This is a genomic window from Spongisporangium articulatum (genome assembly GCF_044465595.1).
In the GTDB taxonomy this organism is placed as follows: Bacteria; Actinomycetota; Actinomycetes; order Actinomycetales; family Kineosporiaceae; genus Spongisporangium; species Spongisporangium articulatum.
In genome coordinates, this window is sequence record NZ_JBITLV010000005.1 from 57,028 (window position 1) to 79,979 (window position 22,952).

Annotated in this window: 19 protein-coding genes; 9 read left to right on the plus strand and 10 right to left on the minus strand. The window is 73.3% G+C overall.

What is annotated here, in order from left to right; translation table 11 throughout:
* Window positions 1–35: 35 nt before the first annotated feature.
* The 3 genes from ACIB24_RS15295 to ACIB24_RS15305 all read right to left on the minus strand — a co-directional run bounded on the left by ACIB24_RS15295 (window position 36) and on the right by ACIB24_RS15305 (window position 7,081).
* A complete protein-coding gene (locus ACIB24_RS15295; protein ID WP_398282069.1) occupies window positions 36–3,470 on the minus strand; it encodes an ATP-dependent helicase in 3,435 nt (1,144 codons plus the stop codon).
* The gene (locus ACIB24_RS15300; protein ID WP_398282072.1) at window positions 3,467–6,661 is read right to left on the minus strand and encodes an ATP-dependent helicase; all 3,195 of its coding nucleotides are present in this window, start codon (window positions 6,659–6,661) and stop codon (window positions 3,467–3,469) included. Before ACIB24_RS15300 ends, ACIB24_RS15295 begins: the two co-directional genes overlap by 4 nt.
* Window positions 6,662–6,775: 114 nt before the next feature.
* Window positions 6,776–7,081, minus strand: a complete 306-nt coding sequence (locus ACIB24_RS15305; RefSeq protein ID WP_398282075.1) for an MGMT family protein — start codon at window positions 7,079–7,081, stop codon at window positions 6,776–6,778.
* Between the two features lie 44 nt (window positions 7,082–7,125).
* Between ACIB24_RS15305 and ACIB24_RS15310 the strand changes: the two genes are divergently transcribed.
* Complete coding sequence (locus ACIB24_RS15310; protein ID WP_398282076.1) at window positions 7,126–8,526, plus strand: MBOAT family O-acyltransferase; 1,401 nt, start codon at window positions 7,126–7,128, stop codon at window positions 8,524–8,526.
* 30 nt (window positions 8,527–8,556) lie between these two features.
* Entirely contained in the window at window positions 8,557–9,906 is a 1,350-nt protein-coding gene (locus tag ACIB24_RS15315; RefSeq protein WP_398282079.1) for an alginate O-acetyltransferase AlgX-related protein, read from the plus strand.
* On the opposite strand, the gene ACIB24_RS15320 is transcribed toward ACIB24_RS15315, so the two are convergent.
* Complete coding sequence (locus tag ACIB24_RS15320; RefSeq protein WP_398282082.1) at window positions 9,866–10,330, minus strand: DUF4184 family protein; 465 nt, start codon at window positions 10,328–10,330, stop codon at window positions 9,866–9,868. The genes ACIB24_RS15315 and ACIB24_RS15320 overlap by 41 nt on opposite strands.
* Window positions 10,331–10,533: 203 nt before the next feature.
* Between ACIB24_RS15320 and ACIB24_RS15325 the strand changes: the two genes are divergently transcribed.
* Window positions 10,534–10,716: a hypothetical protein gene (locus ACIB24_RS15325; protein ID WP_398282085.1), complete on the plus strand. Its 183-nt coding sequence runs from the start codon at window positions 10,534–10,536 to the stop codon at window positions 10,714–10,716.
* 57 nt (window positions 10,717–10,773) lie between these two features.
* Here the strand turns inward: ACIB24_RS15325 and ACIB24_RS15330 are convergent, their stop codons facing one another.
* Together ACIB24_RS15330 and ACIB24_RS15335 are read right to left on the minus strand one after the other, a co-directional pair.
* Window positions 10,774–11,961, minus strand: coding sequence for a ThiF family adenylyltransferase (locus ACIB24_RS15330; protein WP_398282088.1), 1,188 nt, complete (start codon window positions 11,959–11,961; stop codon window positions 10,774–10,776).
* The gene (locus ACIB24_RS15335) at window positions 11,931–12,668 is read right to left on the minus strand and encodes a DUF3152 domain-containing protein (protein WP_398282091.1); all 738 of its coding nucleotides are present in this window, start codon (window positions 12,666–12,668) and stop codon (window positions 11,931–11,933) included. Before ACIB24_RS15335 ends, ACIB24_RS15330 begins: the two co-directional genes overlap by 31 nt.
* Window positions 12,669–12,998: 330 nt before the next feature.
* On the opposite strand from ACIB24_RS15335, the gene ACIB24_RS15340 reads away from it, so the two are divergent.
* Together ACIB24_RS15340 and ACIB24_RS15345 are read left to right on the plus strand one after the other, a co-directional pair.
* Window positions 12,999–13,715 carry a TetR/AcrR family transcriptional regulator gene (locus tag ACIB24_RS15340; protein ID WP_398282094.1) on the plus strand — a complete coding sequence of 239 codons (717 nt, stop codon included), beginning with the start codon at window positions 12,999–13,001 and terminating at the stop codon, window positions 13,713–13,715.
* 81 nt (window positions 13,716–13,796) lie between these two features.
* Window positions 13,797–14,021 (plus strand): DUF3107 domain-containing protein, encoded by a 225-nt coding sequence (locus tag ACIB24_RS15345; RefSeq protein WP_398282097.1) that lies wholly within the window; start codon window positions 13,797–13,799, stop codon window positions 14,019–14,021.
* 12 nt (window positions 14,022–14,033) lie between these two features.
* Here the strand turns inward: ACIB24_RS15345 and ACIB24_RS15350 are convergent, their stop codons facing one another.
* Entirely contained in the window at window positions 14,034–14,753 is a 720-nt protein-coding gene (locus ACIB24_RS15350; RefSeq protein WP_398282100.1) for a ferritin-like fold-containing protein, read from the minus strand.
* Window positions 14,754–14,899: 146 nt separating this feature from the next.
* On the opposite strand from ACIB24_RS15350, the gene ACIB24_RS15355 reads away from it, so the two are divergent.
* Entirely contained in the window at window positions 14,900–16,615 is a 1,716-nt protein-coding gene (locus ACIB24_RS15355) for a DEAD/DEAH box helicase (protein ID WP_398282860.1), read from the plus strand.
* Between the two features lie 198 nt (window positions 16,616–16,813).
* Here ACIB24_RS15355 and ACIB24_RS15360 read toward each other — a convergent pair whose 3' ends face one another.
* The gene (locus ACIB24_RS15360; protein WP_398282104.1) at window positions 16,814–17,908 is read right to left on the minus strand and encodes a ParA family protein; all 1,095 of its coding nucleotides are present in this window, start codon (window positions 17,906–17,908) and stop codon (window positions 16,814–16,816) included.
* A gap of 105 nt (window positions 17,909–18,013) precedes the next feature.
* Here ACIB24_RS15360 and ACIB24_RS15365 point away from each other — a divergent pair, with 105 nt between their 5' ends.
* A complete protein-coding gene (locus ACIB24_RS15365; RefSeq protein WP_398282107.1) occupies window positions 18,014–18,844 on the plus strand; it encodes an oxygenase MpaB family protein in 831 nt (276 codons plus the stop codon).
* Window positions 18,845–18,960: 116 nt separating this feature from the next.
* Here the strand turns inward: ACIB24_RS15365 and ACIB24_RS15370 are convergent, their stop codons facing one another.
* The gene (locus ACIB24_RS15370; protein WP_398282110.1) at window positions 18,961–19,623 is read right to left on the minus strand and encodes a bifunctional DNA primase/polymerase; all 663 of its coding nucleotides are present in this window, start codon (window positions 19,621–19,623) and stop codon (window positions 18,961–18,963) included.
* A gap of 285 nt (window positions 19,624–19,908) precedes the next feature.
* Here ACIB24_RS15370 and ACIB24_RS15375 point away from each other — a divergent pair, with 285 nt between their 5' ends.
* Both ACIB24_RS15375 and ACIB24_RS15380 read left to right on the plus strand, forming a co-directional pair.
* The gene (locus ACIB24_RS15375) at window positions 19,909–21,447 is read left to right on the plus strand and encodes a hypothetical protein (RefSeq protein ID WP_398282113.1); all 1,539 of its coding nucleotides are present in this window, start codon (window positions 19,909–19,911) and stop codon (window positions 21,445–21,447) included.
* Between the two features lie 86 nt (window positions 21,448–21,533).
* Window positions 21,534–22,067 carry a TIGR00725 family protein gene (locus tag ACIB24_RS15380; protein WP_398282116.1) on the plus strand — a complete coding sequence of 178 codons (534 nt, stop codon included), beginning with the start codon at window positions 21,534–21,536 and terminating at the stop codon, window positions 22,065–22,067.
* Here the strand turns inward: ACIB24_RS15380 and ACIB24_RS15385 are convergent.
* Window positions 22,030–22,941 carry a RecB family exonuclease gene (locus ACIB24_RS15385; RefSeq protein WP_398282119.1) on the minus strand — a complete coding sequence of 304 codons (912 nt, stop codon included), beginning with the start codon at window positions 22,939–22,941 and terminating at the stop codon, window positions 22,030–22,032. The two genes, ACIB24_RS15380 and ACIB24_RS15385, sit on opposite strands and share 38 nt — an antisense overlap.
* Window positions 22,942–22,952 lie beyond the last annotated feature (11 nt).

Here is a 22,952-nt window from a genome sequence, read left to right on the forward strand (position 1 = left end):
CGTTTTGAACCGCGGGAATGTACATATGAACAGCATCAGCGGGTGAGGGCGGATTCGAGCAGCGCGCGCAGCGCGGGTTCGTCGAGCAGGTCCACCGGGCGCACCGTCTCACCGCTACCGGCGTAGAAGAACGACGCCCGCACCTGGTCCAGGGGGGTGTTCGTCAGCCGTGACCAGGCCAACCGGTACACCGCCAGCTGGACGGCGAGCGCCTCCGCCCGCTCCCCCACGGGCTTCGCGCCGGTCTTCCAGTCGACGACGTCCCAACTCCCGTCCGGGTTCCGGAACACCGCGTCGATGCGCCCGCGCAGGACGACGCCGCCCACCGGGGTCTCGACCGACACCTCGACGGCCTCGGCCATCCGGCCCGCCCACTGCGAGGCGAGGAAGTTCTGCTGCAACCGGGCGAGTTCGGCGTCGCCCACGTCGATCTCGTCGTCCCCGGCGCCGGGCATCTCCTCCACGTCGAGCAGCGCGGCGGCACCGAACCGGCGTTCCAGCCAGGCGTGGAACCGGCTGCCGCGACGGGCCTCCGGGCTGGGTTCGGCGGGCATCGGGCGGCGCAGGGTGAGGGCCAACGCGGCCGGGTCCGCGGCCAGGGCCACCAGCCGGGACGCCGACAGGTGGGTGGGCAGGGACACCGCGGCCCGGGCGTCGCGGGCCGCGTCCCGCTCGGCCAGCAGCAGGTCGACCTCCCTCGACCAGCCCAGTTCCTCGAGGCCCTCGTCGTCGTCCGCCACGGGCGCGGGAAGCCTGGCGCCGCCGGCGATCTCACCGATCGCGGCCACCACGAGTGCGGCGCCCTCCTCGACGCCCTGCCGGCGACCGGCCAACGGGTCGACGGGCCATGGCGTCGGGGCCCCGTCGAGCTCACGCGGGTTCACGGCGCCCTCGTCGACGGCCTCGGCCCAGCTGCCGGCGCTCACCCCGGGCAGCTGCCCGGCCAGCTCCGCGACCTGGCTGAGGAACCGCGACGGCTCCCGCGCCCCCTTGCCGTCGCCCCACAGGGCGCCGGTCAGCAGCAGCCGGTGCCGGGCCCGGGTGACCGCGACGTAGGCCAGGCGGCGCTCCTCGGCGACCTCCTGCTCGGCCGCCGTGTACCGGTAGGCGTTCAGCGAGGCGGCCAGCTCCTCCTGGCTGCCGTCGGCCTCGGGGTGCCACTGCGGCAGGCCGAGGGCGTCACCGCGCAACGGGTAGGGCAGCGCACCGAGCTCGGTCAGCCAGGCGTTCGACCGCACCGGTGGGCGTCCGTTCGACCCGGCCGGGAAGGTGCCCTCACAGAGCCCGGTGACGGCGACGGCGTCCCACTCCAGCCCCTTCGCCCCGTGCACGGTGAGCAGCTGGACGGCGGTCTCGGGCTGCTCGACCGCCCCGGTGTCGAGGCCCCGTTCCTGCTGCTCGGCGGCCGACAGCCAGGACAGGAAGGACCCGAGCGTCGGCCGCTCGCCGTTCTCCTCGAACGCGGCGGCCACGTCGACGAACGCGTCGAGGTGGGCGCGCGCGGCGGCCGGGTCGACGCCGGGGCGGGCTGCGACCTCGACGTCGAGCAGCAGCGCCCGCTCGGTCTCCTGCACGAGGTCGGGCAGCGGCAGGGACAGCCGGGCCCGCAACCCACGCAGGGTGCCGGCCAGGCGTTCGAGCCGGTGCCGGCCCGGCTGGGACAGCTGCTGCCCGGCCGGTCCGGTCCAGTCGGACGGGGGCAGCTGGTCGAGGGCCTCGATCACCGACGGCTCGTCGACGGCGTCGACCTGCGCGCGGCTGCGCCGGGCCCGGTCGCGGGTGCGCTCGCGGTGACTCTGCTTCGACCAGGCGCCCAGCGCCTCCAGGTCGGCCGGGCCGAGCCGGCACGACGCCCCGGCGACCAACCGGGCCAGCGAGTCGCCGCGACCCGGGTCGTGCACGACCTCGAGAGCGGCTCGCAGGTCGGCGATCTCGGGCACGTGCAGCAGACCGCCGAGGCCGATCACCTCGACCGGCAGGCCGCGCTTGCGCAGCTCCGCCTCGACCGCCGGGAACTGCGACCGGGCCCGGCACAGCACGGCGACGCTCGGCCGCCCGCCGTCGGACCCCTCGGCCCACAGCGCCGCCGCCCAGTCGGCCACCGCGCCGGTCTCGGCCTCGAGCGTCTCGTGCCACTCGGCCCGCACCTCGCCGGCGCCCGCGGCCGGCCCGGCGCTCAGCGCGCCCACCTCGACGCGCGCGGCCGGGTCGCTCCACGGCGCCGGTACCCGCAGCGGGCCGGCGACGGCGTTGGCGACCGACAGCACGGCGTGGTCGTTGCGCCAGCTCGTGGACAGCTGCGCCACCGCGGCCGGACGTCCGTCGGCGGTCGGGAAGTCCGCACCGAACCGCTGCAGGTTCCCGGCCGACGCCCCGCGCCAGGCGTAGATCGACTGGTGCGGGTCGCCCACCGCGGTCACGGGATGCCCCGCCCCGAACAGGTTCTGCAGCAGCACGACCTGGGCGTGGCTCGTGTCCTGGTACTCGTCGAGCAGCACCACGCGGTAGCGCTGTCGCTCGCCCTCGCCGACCTCCGCCGCGTCGCGGGCCAGCTGCGCGGCCAGCGCCACCTGGTCGCCGAAGTCGAGCAGTTCGCGCTCGCGCTTCAGCTCGACGTAACGGCGCACGATCGGCACCAGGCGCGCCCGGGCGGCCAGCCGCGCGTGCACCGCGCGGACGTCGGCCTTCATCGGGCCCGGGACGGCGTCCCCCACCTGCGCGGGCAGCGTCTCGAGCCGCTCGGCCAGGCTCGCGCACAGGGCCTCGACGGCGCCGAGATCGGCCAGGTGCTCGGCACATTCACCGGCCAACCGCAGCACCGCCTCGACGACGGTGGCCCGCGCCGAGTCGACGCCGGACATGTCGCCGTCCCAGCTCTCCACCAGGTCGTCGACCAGCTGCCAGGCCCCGGCCTCGCCGAGCAGCCTGGCCCCGGGCTCGATCCCGAGCCGCAGGCTGTGGTCACCGAGCACCCCGGCCGCGTACGAGTGGTAGGTCTGCACGCTCACCGGACCACTCGTGGAGCCTCTCGACGTCCCGCCCGGGCCGCCCGGGCCGCCCGGGCCGAGCCCTGCGCGCTCCAACGCCCGCAACCGCGACCGGACCCGCTCGGCCAGCTCGCCCGCCGCCTTGCGGGTGAACGTCAGGCCCAGCACCTGGTCGGGCGCGACGACCCCGTTGGCAACCAGCCACACCACGCGGGCCGCCATCGTCTCGGTCTTGCCCGACCCGGCCCCCGCGATCACCAGTTGCGGTTCCAGGGGGGCCTCGATCACCCGGGCCTGCTCGGCCGTCGGGCGTGGCCGGCCCAGACGGGCGGCGATCTCGTCGGCGCTGATCCGCGGCGCCGGGTCCTCCGTCGGGACGACCTTCGCCGGGCGCGACCTCGACCGCCGCACGACGACCGGCACGTCGGGCAGGTCGAGCGCCAGCTGGTCCTCGCCGACGGAGCCGGCACTGCGCCGCGTCACTCCGTCACCTGCCGGCCCTCGGTCTGCACCGGGCAGGCCCGCCGCAGCGAGCAGACCCGGCACATCGAGTTGTTCCGCGCGGCGAACTGCGAACCGGCCATCCCGTCGGCGACCTCGAGCACCAGGTCGCGGGCCCAGCCGGGGTCGGGGTCACGGGTGAGCGGCGGCTGCTCCTGCACGGAGACGGACTTCTGGCTGCCGCCCAGCTGGACCAGGGCCGCGCCCCCACTGTCGGCCTCACCGGGCAGCAGCTCGAAACCGCCCTCCTCGACGGCCAACTGGTACACGCCGAGCTGGGCGTGCCGGGCCACCTCGGCCTTGGTCGGCGCGCTCTTGCCGGTCTTCAGGTCGACCACGACGAGCAGACCCTCGGGGTCGCGTTCGAGCCGGTCGACCAGCCCGTTGATCCGGGCGCGGCCCACGTCGACCTGCACGGCGCGTTCGGTCGCGACCAGCTCGCGCCCGGCGGCCTTCGACTTGGCCACGTACTGCGCGAGCTTCTCGACCATCTGCCGGGCCCGGGCCTTCTCGGCGTCGGCCACCCACCCGCTGCCCAGCCCGAGCCGGTCGAAGCGTTCCTCGAGCAGCGCGAGCAGCGTCGCGCGGTCGCCGTCCGGCACCTCCTCGGCCAGCTCGTGCACGAGGTTGCCGAGCTCCTGCGCCGACGACGACGGCCGCCGCCCGCCCGACTGCTCGAGCAGCCAGCGCAGCGCGCACCGCTGGTACTGCTCCACCTGCGACGGGGAGATCGACACCTGCTCACCCGGGCCCCGCAGCGGCGCGTCCACCGTCAACGGCGCCAGCCCCCACCAGTCCTGCGGGTCCGCACCCGGCACCCCGGCCGCGGCCAACCGGGCCAGCTGCCGCGCGGCCGCACCCCGGCGGCGGTCGGAGGCGTCGTCGTCCACCACCACCGCGCGCAGCCGGGCGACCAGCGCGGGCAGGGTGAGCCCGTCGGGGACGTCGGCCAGCGGGCGCAGGTCGTCGTCGGCGCCGTCGGGGTCGACCAGGTCGACGAACGGCGAGGGCATCAGGTCGTCGGAGCGGACGGCGGTCACCAGCAGCTCGCGCCGGGCCCGGCTGACGGCCACGTGGAAGAGCCGCAGCTCGTCGTCCAGCACCGCGCGGCGCTGGGCCACGAAGTCCTCCGCGCCCGGCGTCGAGGGACCGCCGCGACCGTCGCTGACGTCGACGAGCCGTTGCGCCCCGAGCAGCGACCCGCGCAACCGCAGGTCCGGCCACGCCCCCTCGTGCACGCCGGTCACCACGACGACGTCCCACTCCAGCCCGGCCGCGGCCTGCGCGGTGAGCAGGGCGACGGCCTGACCGGCGGGGGCCCGGTCGGCGAGGGTGTCGGCCGGGACCTCCTGCCCCTCGAGGTACTCCAGGAACGGCGCGGGCCCCGCCTTCGGGAACCGGTCGACGAACCGGGAGGCGGCCTCGAAGAGGGCCATCACGGCGTCCAGGTCCCGGTCGGCCCGCCGCCCCGCGACGCCCCCGGACAACGCGAGCCGCTGCCACGGTTCGGCCAGCCCGGTGGCCGACCACAACGCCCAGAGCACCGTCTCCGCGGACGCCCCCGGACCGAGCGCGGCCTGCCCCGCGGCCAGGACCGCGGCCACCCGGCGGACCGGGGCGAGCACGGGGTCGAGCATCGGGTCGTCGTCGAGGGAGTCCGCGTCGGCGGCGGTGGCGAGAATCGATTCGACGAGCAGCGGGTCGCTGCCGCGCTCCCCGCCGCGGGCCAGCTCGCGGGCCCGCAACGCCTGGCGCAGCCGGCGCATGGCGATCGCGTCGGCCCCGCCGAACGGGCCGGCGAGCAGTTCGGCGGCCGTGTCCGGGTCGAGCGTGGCGGGATGCAGCACGGCGCGCAGGGTGTGCCGCAGCGGGACGACCGCCGGCTCGTCGCGGACCGGCACCTCGGTCGGCGGCAACGCCACCGGGACGCCGGCCGCGGCCAGCGCGCGCCGCACGGGCGCCGTGTCCTTCGTGGACCGGGCGATCACCGCCATCCGGGCCCAACCCACGCCCCGTTCCAGGTGCGCCCGGCGCAGGTACTGCGCGATGTAGGCCGCCTCCCGGGCCGGGGACGCGAGAATCCTCACTGCGCAACGCTCGTCGCAGACCTCCGGATCGGGTGCTGCCGCCCGGTGCCGGACGGCCCCGGCGCTGGCGATGCGCTCGGCGACGCGCCGGGCCACGGCCCGCAGCACCGGACCCTGTCGGTGCCCCGTGCCCGAACCCAGCCCGACGACCGGCGCCGGTTCGCCGTCCACCGAGAAGAGCTCGGGGGCGTCGCCGAGGAACCGGGGGCTCGCCCCACGGAACCCCTGCGTCGCGGCGTCCGGGTCACCGGCCAGCAGCAGGTCCCGCCCGCCCCCGGCGAGCAGCCGCAGCAACCGGACCGTGGCGGCGGTCAGTTCCTGCGCGTCGTCGACCACGATCAGCTGCCGCTCGGCCAGCTCGGCGTGCAGCAGCTCGCGGTCGGCGGCCAGCAGCGCGGCCGCCTCGTCGACGATGCCCGCCGGGTCGTACGCGCCGGGCGTGGCCAGCGCCGTGACGTCGAGGTACTCGGCCAGCACCTGGGCCGCGGCCGGCCAGTCGGGGCGGCCGAACCGCCGGCCCAGGTCGGCCAGGCCCTCGGGGGTGATGCCGCGCTCGACGGCCCGCATCATCAGGTCGCGCAGCTCGCCGCGGAACCCGCGCAGGGTCAGCACGTGCTCGTCGACCGGGTCGGGCCAGCGCGGCCCGGGCACGGCGCCGTCGGCGTGACCGGCCAGCAGCTCGGCGAGCATCCGGTCCTGCTCGGGGCCGGAGATCAGCTGGGGCGGCGGCTCACCGGCCAGCACGCGGGCGCGCCGCAGCACGCCGAACGCGTACGAGTGCGGGGTGCGCGCGACCGGTTCGCGGACCGTGCCCCCGATGCGCGCCGACAGCAGGTCACGCAACCGTGCGGCGGCCTGCCGGGTGGGGGCCAGGGCGAGGACCGACCCGGGCTGGACGCCGTCGCGCACCACCCGCGCGGCCGCGGCCTCGACCAGCGTGGTCGTCTTCCCGGTGCCGGGGGCGCCCAGCAGCACGACGGGCCCCGAGCCCTGGCGACGGTCGACGACGAGCCGCTGGTCGTCGTCCAGCTCGAGCCGGTCACCCGCCACCGGGGGTGGCGGCAGGAGGCGGACGGAGGAGGGCACCGGCAGATCCCATCACGTCCCACCGACTCTTCTGTTCGTGATCATGCAGAAACCTCGAGCCCGTAGGGGCCCGACGCGAGACTCCCGCGCGGCTGGCGCGAGGTTTCTGCATGATCACGAACGAATGGAAGGCGGTTCCCAGCGGGCCTCGCGCAGGTCGACGCGCTCGCCGCCCGGGCGCATCGGGGTGCGTTCCTTCGCGAAGTGCACCAACGCGCGCTCCTCATGGCCGGTCGCCGGACGCCCGTCGGCGCGCACCACCCGCCACCAGGGCACGTCGGAGCCCCAGTGCGACATCACCGACCCGACCTGGCGCGGGCCGCCGCCGACCTCGCGCGCGATGTCCGAGTAGGCCATCACCCGTCCCGGCGGGATCGCGGCGACGAGCTCGAGCACGTCACCGATGTATGCGTCGTCCATCCCTCATCCTTCGAACTGTCCGCACTCGAACCATCACAGAACGTATGCTCGGCCCGGCCATGGTCTTCTCCTCCCCCACCTTCCTGTTCCTCTTCCTGCCGGTCACGCTGCTCGGCTACGTCGCCGTGCCGGCCCGGTGGCGCAACGCCGTCCTGCTGCTGGCCTCTGTCGTCTTCTACGTCTGGGGAGCGGGCGCGGCCGTCGCGGTGCTGCTGTACGTCGCCCTGGTCGCGCTGATCGGCGGGCGCCTGGTGGCGCACGACCGTTCGCGTCGCATCCTCGCAGCCCTCGTCGTGCTGCTGCTCACCCCGTTGGCCTTCTTCAAGTACCTGCCGCCGCTGGCTCAGCTCAGCCTCGGCCACGCCCCCGCCTGGGCGCTGCCGCTGGGCATCTCGTTCTTCACCTTCCACGCGATCAGCTACGTCGTCGACGTGCACCAGCGCCGGATCGAGCCCGAACGGTCCACGAAAGACCTTCTGCTGTACCTGTTCCTGTTCCCGCACCAGATCGCCGGGCCGATCGTCCGGTACCGGGAGATCGTCACCGAGCTGAAGGACCGCCGCGACGTCACCCTCGGCAACCTGACCTACGGCTGCTCGCGCTTCACCTGGGGGCTGGCCAAGAAGGCGTTCGTGGCCGACTCGGCGGGAGTCGTGGCCGACGCCGCGTTCGCCGGACAGGGCACCCCGAACCTGGCCACCGCCTGGCTCGGCGCCCTCGCCTACGCGATCCAGATCTACTTCGACTTCAGCGGGTACACCGACATGGCCGTCGGGCTGGCCGCGATGTTCGGCTTCCGGTTCCCGGAGAACTTCGCCAACCCCTACCGCGCGATCGGGCCGGCGGACTTCTGGCGGCGGTGGCACATGACCCTGTCCCGCTGGTTCCGTGACTACCTGTACATCCCCCTGGGCGGCAACCGGCACGGCGTCCGACGCGAATACCTCGCCCTGGTGATCACTTTCACCGCGACCGCGTTGTGGCACGGCGCCGCCTGGACGTTCCTCGTGTGGGGCGCCCTGCACAGCGCGGCCCTCCTGCTCGAGCGCGTCACCGGGCTGCGCGAGGACACCCGCGCGCTGGCCGCCCGCCGGGCGCTCACGGTGGCGTTCGTCGTCCTGGCCTGGGTGCCGTTCCGGGCCCCCACCCTGCACCGGGCCGTCGAGATCTGGCACGGCATGGTCGCCGGCGGGTTCGGGGCGCCCTCGCCGCAGGTGCTCCTGACGTTGACGCCGTGGAGCCTGCTCGCCCTCGGCCTCGGCGGCCTGGCCGCCGTCGGGCCGCGCGAGCGGACCGGATTCCAGTGGGTGCACGGTCTCTGCCCACCCGATCTGAGCGGATTCCGTTACGGACGCGCGGTTCTGGTGGCGCCGGCGTTGCTGGTGGTGGCGGTGGTGTCCATGTTGTGGCTCGACTTCAGCCCCTTCCTCTACTTCCAGTTCTGATCATGATTCGCTCTGTCATGCTGGGTGACCGTGACGCTGCTGGCCCCTGAACGCACCCGGATGCCCGGGCCGCGGCGTGAACCGCCGGACCCCCCGCGGGACGACGCCGAGCCCCTTCCCCGGGCTCGGGAACCGTTGCTCCTGGCGGGGTTCCGGGCCGAACTGCGCCGTCGGCGCAGTGTCGCGGCCGCCCGAGTGGTCACCGCGTCCATCGCGTTCGGGCTGCTGTCGGTCTGGCTGGTCCATCCCCCGCTGACCGGTGGCGACGAGAACCGGCGCGAGAGCGCGTTCCCGGCCTGGGCCAGCTCCGCGTCGGGGCTGGCGGACCGGCTCCTCGACGGCCAGCAGTACCGCGACACCGACGCCGCGCTGCGCGACCGGCTCGCGCTGCGCCGCTACGTCGCCGAGGCGGTCGGCGAGGCGAGCAGTGGCGAGGCGGGCAGCCTGAGCCCGCGCGTCGTCGTCGGGGACGGCGGGATGCCCTTCCTGGCCGAGGATTTCACCGCCCCCTGCGACGTCGACTTCGACCCCGCCGCGACCGACGCGGGTCTACGCGCGTTGCAGGCCCTGGGGTCACGCACCGGTCGGACGATCTCGGTGGCGATCGCCCCGGACAAGTCGTCGATCCTCACCGACGGGCTCGGGCGGCGCGGCCCGGCCCTGATGAGCTGCTCCGACGACGTCCGGCGCCGCACCCTGGCCCGGTGGCCGGCGGGTTCGGGCACCCAGGTGCTGACGGTCTGGGACCAGGTCGCGGCGGCCGAGAAGGCCCACCCCGGCAAGATCTACCAGTACGGCGACACGCACTGGACGACGCTGGGCGCCCTGACGTTCGCCCAGGCCCTGGTCGCGTCGCTGGTCGACGCCGGGCAGGCCCCGGCGGCCCTGCGGGGAGACCCGGTCGCGAAGCACGTCGACGACGCGACCCTGCCCGGCGACCTCTACCGGATGATGGGCGTCGACCGGGTCGAGACCCTGCCCGTCTACAAGGTGACCCGCAAGCACGTGAGCGTCACGACGAAGGTGACGCCGACGGCGTCCGGGCGCGGGCTGGTCAGCTACACGGCCACGGTGGACGACTCGAGCGATGCGAAGGTCCCGATGGTCACCGGCCGGACGCTGGTCATCAACGACTCGTTCTTCTCCCGCGCGGAACTCGAGCTCGCGCCGTACTTCAGCAAGCTCACGGTGATGCACTACGACGACTTCACGACCGCGGTCCGCGACGGCAGCCTGCCCGACTTCGACCGGCTGATCATCGAGTCCGTGCAACGCGGGTGGCCGGCCCGGGCCGGCTGGCTCGAACCGGGTACTCCCGTCCACACCGGGCTCGCGGCCGCTATGTCGGCGCCTGCTCGCGGCTCGGACGCGCGACCGTGAGCGCCACCGCAGCCAGTACGGCGACCGCGGCCGCGACCCCACCGCCCCAGGTGGCGATCGCGAACAGCACCCGGCGCGGCCCGTCGTCCGCCGCGTGGACGGCCCCGGCCACGGCCCCCAGGGCCGACGCGAGAGCCACCGCGCACCACGCGGCGCGCGCCTGACGGCGTGGCACCCCGCCCGGGTCGAGCAGCCCGTGCCAGAGCGCCACGCAGAGCAGCCCGGTCACCAGGTCGAGGCCGACGACGCCGGCCCCGGAGTGGGTCCAGGCGACCGGGACCTCGTGGGCGGGGGGCGGCAGGTAGTACGGCAGGTCGGGGCTCATGCTGCCGATCACCAGCGCGGTCGGGGCCAACCACCCCCGGAACCGCCCGCTGACCAGCAGCGGGACCACGGCGGCGGGATGGCTTCCGGTGAACGGCATCCCGCGATCCTGTCAGGTCGACACCGGTCGGCTCCCTCAGATCTGCGCCCGGAAGTGTCGCCGTGAGCCGCGCGGCGACCGTCATGGCGACCATTCGGGACGCACCTGGCCAGCGGCCCGCGGCGTCATGTGGAAATGCGCATATCGACCGGCCACTCCATGATCGCTGACACCCGAAAGCGATCACCGAGAAGGGACCACCCATGTTCGCCGTCGCCGCCGCCGTCATCTTCGCGTTCGCCCTGATCCTCGACTGGGCGGGCGAGAGCCTGGGTGACGCGTTCACCCCGCAGACGCTGATGTTCGCCGGGCTGCTGTGCATCGCGTTGCACCTGGCCGGCTTCTACACGAGTACCGCGCGCCTCACCTCGCGCCGCCGCCGCTGACCCCGATGATGCGTTTGTGCATGATCACCGCCCCTGCGTTGATCATGCGCAAACGCATCAGTACCGGGGTTGGGCCGGGTCGATCTCGTCGATCCAGGCCAGGACGCCGCCGCGCAGGTGCGTGACGCCGTCCACATCCGCCGCCCGCAGGGCGTCGAGCAGCCGGCCCGACCGGGCCCCGCTCTTGCAGTACAGGACGACGGGCCGCCCGGCCGAGACCGCCCGCACCGTCTGCGCGGGGTCGGCCCAGTGGGCCATCGGCACGAGCGAACTACCGGGGACTGCGCAGATCTGCGCCTCCCACTCCTCCCGGACGTCGACGAGCACGAAATCCCGCTCCCCCGAGTCACGTTCGCGCAGCATCGTGGCCAGCTCGGACGGCGTGAGCTCACCGGCCGCCGGCGCCTCGACCGCCGCGGCGGGAGCCTCGAGCGAGGTCACCGGCACCCGGGAGGGGTCGGCGCGCACGTCGATCGTCCGCCACGAGAAGCGCTGCCCGTCGAACACCGTCAACCGGCCGAGCAGCGAATCACCCACCCCAGCGAGGAGTTTCAGCACCTCGAACGCCATCGCGGACCCGATCGTCCCGCAGACCGCACCGAACACCCCGGCCTGCTCGCACGAGGGCACCGCCCCCGGGGCGGGCGGCGACGGGTGCAGGTCGCGGTAGGTGACACCCGGCGTCCCGTCGTGCGGGTGCGCCCAGAACACCGAGACCTGGCCGTCGTAGCGGAAGATCGAGCCCCACACGCACGGCAGGTTCAGCACCTCACAGGCGTCCGAGACCAGGTACCGGGTCGGGAAGTTGTCGGCGCCGTCCACCACGAGGTCGTACCCGCGCAGCACCTCGAGCGCGTTGGCCGAGCTCAGCCGTTCGGCGTGCCGGACGACGCGCACCTCCGGATTCACCCGGGCCAGAGCGGAGGCCGCACTGTCGACCTTGAGCCGGCCGACGTCGTCCACCCCGTGCACCACCTGCCGCTGCAGGTTGGTGACGTCGACCGTGTCGGCGTCCACCACACCGAGGGTGCCCACCCCGGCGGCGGCCAGGTACTGCAGCACCGGCGAGCCGAGCCCACCCGCACCCACCACCAGGACGCGGGCCGCGAGCAGCCGGCGCTGACCGTCACCCCCGAGGTCCGGCAGCACGAGATGCCGCGCATACCGCTGCAACTGCGCGGGTGTCAGCGGCGGACCGGGTTCGACGAGCGGCTTCACGGGTACGGCCAGGGGCTCGGCCGGCACCCCTTCAGGCCCTTGGTCTGCTGCATCATCACGGGAGCCACCTTGCCCTTCCCGGCGCAGTACTCGTGCCCGTGCCCGAGGGTGTGGCCGACCTCGTGGTTGACCACGTAGTGACGGTAACCGGTCAGGTCTTTCGAATACTCCGGGATCCCCTTCACCCAGCGGTACATCGTGAGCACGGCGGTCGTGCCGCTGCCGCAGGAGAGCTTCCCGTAGGTGACCAGCGGCCGGCACAGGCGCGCCGAGGTGGCGGGGCTGGCCAGCACCACGCGGACGTCGTAGGCGCCGTCGGTGCGCGCGAACCGCTTGGCACCGTCGTGCGACCACGACCGGTCGTCGTTGAGCGTGTCGAGCACGAAGTCCGCGAACGCCCGCCCGTCGACGTCCAGCCCGCGCTCCACCTCGACCCGCACCCGGTAGAGCCGCCCGCTCGAGCCCTTCGGCGGTCTCGTGTCGCCGGCCACCGTGCGCAGCGTGCCCTTGGCCTGCCAGACGACCGTGCGCGACCGGAGGCCGGCCCGTCGGTCGGCCTTCTCCCGCGCGGACAGGCTGGGGGACGCCGTCGGGCTCATCGTCGGGCTCATCGTCGGGCTCACGGTCGGGCCCGCGGACGGCGCGGCGACGGCCGGCGGGGCGGACGACCCACCGGAGGACGAGGACGAGCAGGCACCGAGTGCCGCGGCGAACCCGAGGCCCGCGCACAGCATGATCAAAAGGCGTTGCCCAGAGTAAGCGTCCCCGTACGATCTGCGGTAGAATCGGCGCTCAGCCCGAAAAACTTTCGTCCTCACTCAGTTCCCCCGGAGAGGTACGCGCGAGTACCCCTTTTCCGGTACGGTTCGATCAAACGTGGTGACAATCACGCCAGAACGTATCCCTTCGGGGTTGCGGGGCTCCGGACTAGAAGTTGATCAGGTGCAAGGCGAGCTAGCTGTAACTGGTCGTAGCGGTAGACTTACTGAGTGCTGGTGGGGGCGCCAAGGGTCCTGCCACGCGGCGAGGCTACGACTATCCGCCCTCGAGGAAGGACAGCGACCGTGACAGACATCAGACGTCGCGGAACGCGATTGCCGCGCACCGCTCGACGCAGCCAGCTGCTCCAGGCCGCTCGCGAAGTCTTCGTCGCCCAGGGCTACCACGCCGCAGCCATGGATGAGATCGCCGAACGGGCCGGCGTCAGCAAACCCGTTCTGTACCAACACTTCCCAGGCAAGCACGAGCTGTACATGGCCCTGCTGGACCACTACGCGGTCGAGGTCATCGACGACGTCCGCCAGGGCCTGTCGGCCAGCCGCGACAACCGGCTGCGCGGCCTCGGCGCGATCAGCGCGTTCTTCGACCTGGTCGACAGCGAGGACGAGTCGTTCCGGCTGATCTTCGAGTCCGACCTGAACGACCCGGAGGTCCGCAGCCGCGTCGAGGCCGTGCACGAGCAGTGCGCGCAGATGGTCGCCGAGCTGATCATCGAGGAGACCAGCCTGCCCACGGACGAGGCCTTCCTGCTGGGCATGGCGCTGGTCGGGATGGCCCACACGTCGGCCCGGTTCTGGCTGCGCAGCCTCCGGACGATGCCCCGCGAGGAGGCGATCCGCCTGGTGGCGACCCTGGTCTGGCGCGGGATCGCCGGGTTTCCCCGTGTCGACGAGAACGGAGCCGACGTCCTCCAGGTCCGACCCGGAAACGTGAGGGACGGGCACTCGGTGGACATCCGGCTCGCCGAGGCGGTTTCGCCCGTGGCGGACGCGGCGCCCTGAACGCGATCTACCCCTGTGCGGTGAGTTAGCCTGCGATTGCAGTCTGATCGCAGCAGCAGAACCGACAGGAAGGTCGTGACCGTGGAGGTCAAGATCGGCGTCCGGGACGTTCCCCGGGAGATCGTGCTGGAGTCCGACTCGACGCCCGACAACGTCGTGGCCGCGGTGGAGTCGGCGGTCGCGTCCGGCACGCTGCTGCGGCTGACCGACGAGAAGGGCAAGCTCACCGTCGTGCCGGGCGGGCTGATCGCCTACGTCGAGATCGGGGCCGCCGAGACCCGGCGGGTCGGCTTCGGGACGCTCTGAGTTCTCGGGCCCTCAGCTCGAGAGCCCGAGTTCGGCCATCCGCTGGGTGTGCCGTTCGGTGATGCGGCCGAACATCTCGACGATCCCGACCAGGCCCATCCCCGTCGTCCCGCCCGCCCCGACCAGCAGCACCGAGAACGCCTCCCGGTCGGCCGCCACCCGCTGGCCCTGGCTGAGGGCCTCGCCCACCAGGCGACGCCCCCACAGGGCCAGCCGGCTACCCAGCTTCGGGTCCTCGGCGATCGCGGTGCGCACCTCCTGGACGACGAACGCGGCGTGCTTCTGCGTGTCCAGCGAGGAGAGCACCAGCTCGCGGGTCTCCGGGTCGAGGTAGGTGCTGATCTCGCGGTAGAAGTCCCCGGCGATGCCGTCGCCGACGTGGTACTTCACCAGGCCCTCGAGCCAGTCCGACGGGCTGGTCCGGGTGTGGAAGTCGTCGAGGGCCGCGACGAACGGAGCCATCGCGGTCTCGGGGTCCTGGCCGAGCTCGACCAGCCGCTCGACCAGTTGCCGGTGATGGTGGAACTCGATCGCCGCCAGCGCCGCCACCCGACCCTTGGCCTGCAGGGTCGGGGCCAGCTCGGCGTCGGCCGCCAGGCGCAGGAACGCGCTCAGCTCGCCGTAGGCCAGGGTGCCCAGGAGGTCGACGACGCCCGCCCGGTAGTCCGGGTCGTCCAGGCTCGGGACGTCCTGAGGGGCGGCTTCCTGCGGCTCTGCTTCCGGCGCGTCCATGCGCGAGAGGGTAGCCGGGCAGGCCGGCAGGGTAGAGTGGCCCTGTTCACGGATGCCCGGTCGCTCACTCACGGTCGGCTCCGACCGCGCGTGGCCGTCTCTGCGGCCGGCCGGCCGCCCGGAATGTCCCGGGCTGGAGGCCAGGCCTGGAGGCTCACCATCACCCCCTGGGTAGGCATCGCTTGTCAGCACCGCACGCCGACTTCGCCGAGCTGGGAGTCGACTCCCGCATCGTCGAGGCACTGAAGAACGACGGCATCACCGCTCCGTTCCCGATCCAGGCGATGACCCTGCCGGTCGCGCTCGACGGGCACGACATCATCGGCCAGGCCAAGACCGGCACCGGGAAGACCCTCGGCTTCGGCATCCCGGTCATGCACCGGGTGGTCGGCCCCGCCGACCCCGGCTTCGACGAGCTGGAGGCGCCGGGCAAGCCCCAGGCGCTGATCGTCGTCCCCACCCGTGAGCTGGCCGTCCAGGTGGCCGGCGACCTCACCGTGGCCGGCAAGCTGATCAGCGCGCGCGTGCTCACGGTGTACGGCGGGCGGGCCTACGAGCCGCAGGTCGAGGCCCTGAAGAAGGGCGTCGAGGTCGTGGTCGGTACCCCCGGCCGCCTGCTCGACCTGGCCCAGCAGGGCCACCTGACCCTCGGCCACTGCCGGGCCCTGGTGCTCGACGAGGCCGACGAGATGCTCGACCTGGGCTTCCTGCCCGACGTCGAGAAGCTGATCTCGCAGACCCCCGACGGCCGCCAGACCATGCTGTTCTCGGCCACCATGCCGGCCGCGGTCGTGGCCCTGGCCCGGCGGTACATGACGCAGCCGACGCACATCCGCGCCGCCGACCCCGACGACACCGGCACGACCGTCAAGGCGATCGCCCAGTTCGTCTACCGTGCCCACGCGCTCGACAAGGTCGAGATGATCGCCCGGCTCCTGCAGGCCGAGGGCCGCGGGCTGTGCATCATCTTCAGCCGGACCAAGCGCACCGCCGCCAAGGTCGCCGACGAACTGGTCGAGCGCGGCTTCGCGGCCGCCTCGATCCACGGCGACCTGGGCCAGGGCGCCCGCGAGCAGGCGCTGCGGGCGTTCCGTTCCGGCAAGGTCGACGTGCTGGTGGCCACCGACGTCGCCGCGCGCGGCATCGACGTCGACGACGTCACGCACGTCGTCAACTACCAGTGCCCCGAGGACGAGAAGACGTACCTGCACCGCATCGGGCGTACCGGCCGGGCCGGGAACACCGGTACCGCAGTCACGTTCGTCGACTGGGACGACCTGCACCGATGGGCGCTGATCAACAAGGCGCTCGACCTGGGCTACCCGGAACCGGCCGAGACCTACTCGAGCTCCGAGCACTTCTTCACCGACCTGCACATCCCGGCGGGCACGAAGGGCCGGCTGCCCAAGGCGGCGCAGACCCGCGCCGGGCTGGGGGCCGAGGAGATCGAGGACCTCGGCGAGACCGGTCGCAAGCCGGCCGGCCGGGACGGCGGGCGCGGGGGTTCGCGCGGCGGGCGCTCGGGTTCGCGGGACGGGCGCTCGGGTTCGCGGGACGGCGGTTCGCGGGACGGCGGGCGCGGCGGGTCGCGTTCGGAGAACCGGTCGGACGACGCCGGGTCGGGTTCCGAGGACCGCCCGCGCCGGTCCCGCAACCGGCGCCGCACGCGCGGTGGCCAGCCGATCGAGGGTGCGGGCAGCGAGAACACCGTCTCCAGCGAGGTTTCGAGCGATTCCGGTTCCGCGCCGGCCGGTGACGGTGCAGGCCGGCCGCGGCGGCGGCGTCGTCGGCGCGGTGGTTCCGGCGGAGGTGGCGGCGAGAGCCAGACGCCGGTCGCCGCGAGCGAGTCGTCCGAGGGCTGACATCTTTCGAGGTGCGGAGCTGACTGCGGTGGGCGTGCAGTCCTGACGGCCTGATCCTTCAGTCAGCTCCGCGTACGGCTCCGCCGAGTCGGCTCGGCCGACCGCCCACCTGGTGACAGCCGTGGTGGCAGCGTTCGTCGCCGGAACCGGCACACAAGCTGTCACCAGGCCTGCCTTCACCAGGAGGCCCGGCCGGTGCTACTTCGGCGCCGCGGCCCTCTTCGTCGCTCTCGTGGCCGTCGACTTCTTCGACGCCGGAACGGCTTTCGCCTCGACAGGCTTGGCCGCGGTCTTGGCCGCGGTCTTGGCCGCGGTCTTGGCCGCGGTCTTGGCCGCGGTCTTGGCCGCCGTCTTCTTGGCCGCCGTCTTCTTCGTGACCGGCGCCTTGCGCGCTGCCTTCTCGGCCACTGTCTTCTCTGCCACTGTCTTCTCTGCCGCTGCCTTCTCGGCCGCTGACTTCTCGGCCGCTGACTTCTCGGCCGCCTTCTTCGTGACCGGCGCCTTGCGCGTCGCCTTCTTCACGGCCGGCGCCGCGACCCGCCAGGCCTTCATCAGGGCCGCGGCGACGTCCCGGTAGGCCTTCGCCCCGGCCGAGCGCGGCGACGTGACCAGGATCGAGCCGCCCAGACCCGGCGCCTCGGCGAACCGGACGGACCGCGGGACGGGCCCCAGCACCGGCAGCTCGTAGCGTTCACCGATGTCGGCCAGCACGGCCCGGGCGTGCGTGGAGCGCCCGTCGTACATCGTGGGCAGCAGGCCCCGGACGATCAGCCGGGGGTTGAGCAGCCGGTTCACGTCGGCCACGGTGTCGAGCAGCTGGCCGACGCCGCGGTGGCTGAGCATCTCGGCCTGCAGCGGCACGACCAGTTCGTCGGCGGCCGCGAGCGCGTTGATCGTGAGCAGCCCCAACGACGGCGAGCAGTCGAGGATGACGACGTCGTAGCGGGACCCGACCTGTTCCAGCGCCTGGCGCAGCACGAACTCGCGGTTCTCCACCGGCAACAGCATCGACTCGGCGCCGGCCAGGTCGAGGGTCGCGGGCAGCACCTCGAGCTTCTCGGGGGCGGGCAGCACGGCGGACTCGACCTCGGCCCCCACGGTGAGGACGTCCGTGACCGAGATCTCGACGTCGTCCGGGTCGATGCCGAGCGCGAAGGTCAGGGACGACTGCGGGTCGAGGTCGACCAGGAGGACCTTGAGCCCGGTCTCGGCGAGGGCCGCCCCGAGGGAGACCACGCTGGTGGTCTTGGCGACGCCACCCTTCTGGTTGGCCACGCAGACGATGCGACCCATTGCACCTTCTCTCCTGGAGTGAAATCACCCTACCGGCCGGTCGGGCCGGTCCCGATCAGAGGTTTCGACCTGCGATCAGCGGCGTTTGCCGCCACCCTGCTGAGGGTGACCCCCAGCCACGGTGGAGCCGCGGGCGAGGTCAGACCCGCACCGGGCGACCTGGCCGGGACGACGGCGCGCGACGGCCTGTTCGGCCCGGGCAGCGTGACCTGGCGGGTGCATTCGGACCCGACCTATCCGCTGGCGGTCCTGCGAGCGCTGATGATGCAGGTCCTGCACGTGCCCGCGATGTCGGTCGTGTTCGCCACCGCCCGCCGACTGGACGACCCGTGGGAGCGGCTGCACCACAGCGTCCAGGTGCTGGGCACGATGACCTTCGGCGATGCGGCCGAGGCGGCGATCATGGGGGCCCGCGAGCGTTCCGTGCGGATGCAGGTCACGGGATCACTGCCCGACGGGCGTCACTTCCGCGGGGACGACGTCGACGTGCTGCGCTGGCTGCACGCCTGCCAGGTGGACTCGGCCCTGGAGGTGACGGCCCGGTGCGGCCTCGAGCTCAGCGACGCCTCCTGCAATCAGTACCTGCGCGAACAGGCGCGGGCTGCCGCGGTGACCGGGCTGGAGCCCGAGGAGGTGCCGAGGAGCCGGGCCGAGCTGCTGCGGGCCCTGAAGGCGGACCGCTCGCAGCTGCGGGTGACTCGTGAGGCCCGGGAGTTCATGCAGGAGATCGTGTCTCCCGCGCTGCCCGCCGCCATGCTGGCCGCCCAGCGGAACCGGCCGAGCTGGGCGCCCATCGCGGGATTGGTGTTCCCGACGTTGCCGCACTGGGCCCGCTCGTTGTACGGGCCGCCCCCCGAGGGCAGCCCCGCGGCCCTCAGCCCGTCTGCGGCGACCATCGCGCTGCACACCCTGCGCGACAGCCTCCGCACCCTCTAACCCCGCGTTGATCATGCGCAAACGCATGACTCCCCCGTCGATCATGCGCAAACGCATGCTGCGTTTGCGCATGATCGACATCTAGAGGGTGCGTTTGCGCATGATCAACGCGGGGGTTAGGCGGGGCGGAGGGCCTCGTCGTAGCGGCGCTGGCTCGGGACCGCGGGACCGTCGAGTTCGCGCAGGACCGCGTCACGGGTCGGCAGGTACCACCCGGTGCGCCCCGGGCGGACCAGCCAGCCCGCGGGTTCTCCACCGGGACCGAGGCTGGGCGGCAGCATGATCCACGAGCCCAGACCGTGCACCAGGGTGTCGCCGCCCCACGCGGGGAGCCGGCCGCCGGGTGCGGTCAGGAAGAACCAGCGCGCCCCCGCGGCGATCACCGGGCCGAGCTCGGAGCGGGCGTCGAGCCGCAGGGCCAGCGTGCGTCCGGTCGAGGCCGGGACGTCGACGACGTCGCACGTCTCCCCCGTCGGTACGAGCACCGCGTAGGGCGCGCGGCGCCAGCGCGCGGTCACGGCGGCGGGGTGCCGGATGGCGTGAGCGGCGAGCCCCTCACCGGCGATCGCGCCGAGGCCGCCGTAGGCCGCGGGCACGACGGGGTGCGGCCCGGTGCGGGTGCAGCCGGCGACGTCGCACTCGAAGCGCCGTTCCGCGGTCGACCACCAGGCCCCCGGGACGACGGGCAGCCCCGCCGCCGCGGCCCGCACCGCCGCGCGGGCCAGGGCCCGCCGGTAACGCAGGGCAGGAACGCCTCGACCGACCGCAGATGATGGCATTGGGTGACCTCCTAGGCACGGAATGCATTCGTCGCTAGGCGCCCGAGCGGGAGGGACGAGGTACGTCTCGCCCCCTGGGGCTGCTCCTACCCGAGTCTGGGGGAGCGCTCACGTTCGCCACACCAGCTTTGGACACTCGTCCAAAGCTTCTGTGTCGCGTCTGTGTCGCATGACGTACTCATGCGTTCACCCTCCGTCCAAAAGAAGGATGTTTAAGCGTGATCAGACCGCTACGTTATGTGCGTAGCGCTCCCTTCCCCAGCGAGCTACGACAAGGCGGACGGCATGCCGAAACGTTCGACGATGCTCAAAAAGCTGCTGCGACAACGGCATTGGCAGACCTATGCGACGTTCTGCCGGCAGTACGACGCAGCGGCTCAGCAGGTCGACCCCACCTTGATCGGCCACTGGCCCAGCCGGGGCCAGTTCGCCCGCTGGCTGAGCGGGGACATCAAGGGCCTGCCGCATCCCGACCACTGCCGGGTGCTGGAGACGATGTTTCCCGGCCTGACCGTGGACGAACTGTTCACCGCCCCCGACGCGACGGCGGCGAACGCACGGATGACACCCTCGCTCGTACCGACCGCCCGTCGCCCATCGCTCACCTCGTCGCTGGGCCTCAGCCTGCGCCGTCCCGAGACCAGCGTGGAGACCCCCACCGGACGGACGGACGACGACGCCGGCGCGCAGCCGCCGTCCACGTACATCGACCTGACCGGCGAGGTGCCCACCGGCCTCCTCGACCGCCCCACGGGCGGGCTTTCCGGGCTGAAGAACCCGGCCCCTCATCACCCGGCAAACACCTCACTCCCCGAGGAGATGGCCATGACCACCGAGCAATCCGCGCAGTTCGTGCGCGCTGCTCGCGGGGGCGTCGACAGTGACGTCCTGGACCAGCTGACCGCCGACGTGCGTCAGCTCGCGACCGACTACCTGGTGAAACCGCCGCTGGTGATCTTCCGCCCGCTGTCGCGGTTGCGCGCCGAGGTGTTCGAGATGCTGGAACGCCGGCAGCGGCCGGCGGTGCTGCCGCCGCTGTACTCCGTGGCCGGACGGCTGTGTGCCCTGCTCGCGCACGCGAGCGCCGACCTCGGCCAGACGTACGCCGCGGACACCCACACCCGCACCGCATGGCTGTGCGCCGACCTCGCCGACGACGACGGTCTGCGCTCCTACATCCGGTGGGTGCAGTCGAACGTCGCGTTCTGGGAGGGCGACTACCGCCAGGCGGCGACCATCGCCCAGAGCGGCCAGCAGTTCGCGGCCCAGGGCAGCAGCAACATGTTGCGGCTGGCCAGCCAGGAGGCCCGGGCGTGGGCCGCCTGCGGCCAGACCGCCGAGGTGGAGCGGGCCCTGTCGGTGACCATGACCACCCGCGACGCCGCCACTCCCGACGACTCGGCCGGCGTCTTCCGGTTCGACCCGGGCAAGGCGGCCTACTACGCGAGCGAGGTGCGCCTGGCACTGGGCGGGCGCTCGAACGCCGAGCGCGCGGTCGAGGCGGCCGAGGAGTCGCTGCGGCTGTTCGGCGAGGCACCCGAGGCGCAACGCTCCCCCGAGTTCGTGGCCGCGGCCCAACTCGACCTGGCCAACGCCCGGCTCGCACTGGACGACCTGGACGGCGCCGAGGAGCAGCTGCGGACCGTCCTGACCCTGCCCGTGGAGAGCCGCACCCAACCCATAGTCGGGCGCGTGAAGAGTGCCGGGGCGTCACTCAAAGCTGACCGGTTCGCCCATTCGGGTCTGGCGACGAGTCTCAGGGATGAGATCGCCCTATTTCGGGCTTATCCTGCTCAGCGCGATTTTCCGGAGGAGTCAGACTGATCCGGCGAAGCGGCGCCCCCGTGTCGAGCCGGTCCGATCCCGGGCCGGCCGGTGGTACCCGCCTGGCCGGCGCGGGGGTAGACGAGGTGGCAGCAGCGGCGGGACCGGTCCCCTCGGCCCGCCGTCCGAGCGAGTCATCACTGCAGGTAGCCGTATGTGGGCCCCGCGTGTGCACGCCGGACCAGGCCGACTACGCCCGGCAGGTGGGCGTCCTGCTCGCCAAGGCGGGCGCGGTCGTGATCTGCGGCGGCGGGACCGGCGTGATGGCGGCGGTGGCGGCCGGCGCCCGGTCGGCGGGCGGGCTGGTGGTCGGCATCCGGCCCGGTGACGACAAGGAAGGCGCCTCGCCCGACCTGTCGGTGACCATCGTGACCAATCTCGGCGAGGCCCGTAACGCCGTCATCGTCTGGAGCGCCGACGCCGTGATCGCGATCGGCGGCTCGTGGGGCACGCTCTCGGAGGTCGCCCTCGCGCAGCGGCGCGGGAACGTGCCGGTGGTCGTGCTCGACGGCTGGCGCGTGGTCCAACCCGACGGGTCCGCCGTGGACGGCCTGCACTACGTCGACACCCCGGCCGACGCCGTCACCCAGGCCCTGGCCTTGGTCGAGGACCGTTCGTGATCATGCACAAACTGGCGAGGCCGGACCAGGGGTCGCGGTCGGGGGCGGCGGACCGCCCTTCGGGGCAGTGCCGGCGGAAGTCGCACCAGGAGCACTGGTCGCCCGGGCTCGGCGGGAAGACGTCGTCCCCGTCCCGGCCCCGGGCGTGCGCCTCGTCGGCGGACGACGCCCCCGCGGCCAGCGCCTCCGCCTCGGCGACCGCCGTGGCCAGGCTCGCGGGGGTGTGCTCGTGCGCGGCGACGCTGTTCGTCGGCAGGTGGTGCAGCTCGACCCGGACACACGGACGGCGCAGCGTGCGTTCGGCCGCGACCGCGTACGTGGCGAGCGCGAGGCTGGCCGCGGCGTCGGCCTCGTCCGGCACCCAGCGCCCGGTCTTGTAGTCGACGATGACCAGCTCCGCCCGGTCCCCCGCCCCATCGGGGCTGACCCGAAGGCGCGCGTCGATCCGGTCGGCCCGCCCCGACAGCACGAGCGAGGCCGTGCGCGCCGAGACGGTGCGCTCGACCCCGGCGGGGACGTCGTCCGGGGCCTGTGTGGCGAGGTAGTCGCGCACCCAGTGCACCGCCCGGTCGGCGGCCCGGACCGCCTGCAGCTCGTCCCGGAACCCCTCGGTCAACCAGCGCCGCCGGACCAGCCGTTCGGGCAGCGCCGGATCGCGGCGGCGGGCCGGCGCCAGCTGCCACCAGTCGGCCAGCGCCGAATGCACCGCGGCACCGACGCTGTTGTGCGCCCAGGGCGGGCCCTTGGGCGGTGGCGGGCGGTCGAGGTACGTGAATCGGTAGCGGCGCGGGCAGGCCCGCCACGTCGTCAACCGGGTCGGGGTACAGGGGTAGAGGCGGGCCGGCATGCCCGGCAGCTCGAACTGCTCGTTCATGACCGGGTCAC

What these genes read in the sequence shown, in the direction of transcription:
- ACIB24_RS15305 (WP_398282075.1), bottom strand. Translation starts at nt 7,081, where the DNA reads ATGGACGACGCATACATCGGTGACGTGCTCGAGCTCGTCGCCGCGATC.
- ACIB24_RS15310 (WP_398282076.1), top strand. Translation starts at nt 7,126, where the DNA reads ATGCTCGGCCCGGCCATGGTCTTCTCCTCCCCCACCTTCCTGTTCCTC.
- ACIB24_RS15320 (WP_398282082.1), bottom strand. Translation starts at nt 10,330, where the DNA reads ATGCCGTTCACCGGAAGCCATCCCGCCGCCGTGGTCCCGCTGCTGGTC.
- ACIB24_RS15325 (WP_398282085.1), top strand. Translation starts at nt 10,534, where the DNA reads ATGTTCGCCGTCGCCGCCGCCGTCATCTTCGCGTTCGCCCTGATCCTC.
- ACIB24_RS15335 (WP_398282091.1), bottom strand. Translation starts at nt 12,668, where the DNA reads ATGCTGTGCGCGGGCCTCGGGTTCGCCGCGGCACTCGGTGCCTGCTCG.
- ACIB24_RS15350 (WP_398282100.1), bottom strand. Translation starts at nt 14,753, where the DNA reads ATGGACGCGCCGGAAGCAGAGCCGCAGGAAGCCGCCCCTCAGGACGTC.
- ACIB24_RS15360 (WP_398282104.1), bottom strand. Translation starts at nt 17,908, where the DNA reads ATGGGTCGCATCGTCTGCGTGGCCAACCAGAAGGGTGGCGTCGCCAAG.
- ACIB24_RS15370 (WP_398282110.1), bottom strand. Translation starts at nt 19,623, where the DNA reads ATGCCATCATCTGCGGTCGGTCGAGGCGTTCCTGCCCTGCGTTACCGG.
- ACIB24_RS15375 (WP_398282113.1), top strand. Translation starts at nt 19,909, where the DNA reads ATGCCGAAACGTTCGACGATGCTCAAAAAGCTGCTGCGACAACGGCAT.
- ACIB24_RS15385 (WP_398282119.1), bottom strand. Translation starts at nt 22,941, where the DNA reads ATGAACGAGCAGTTCGAGCTGCCGGGCATGCCGGCCCGCCTCTACCCC.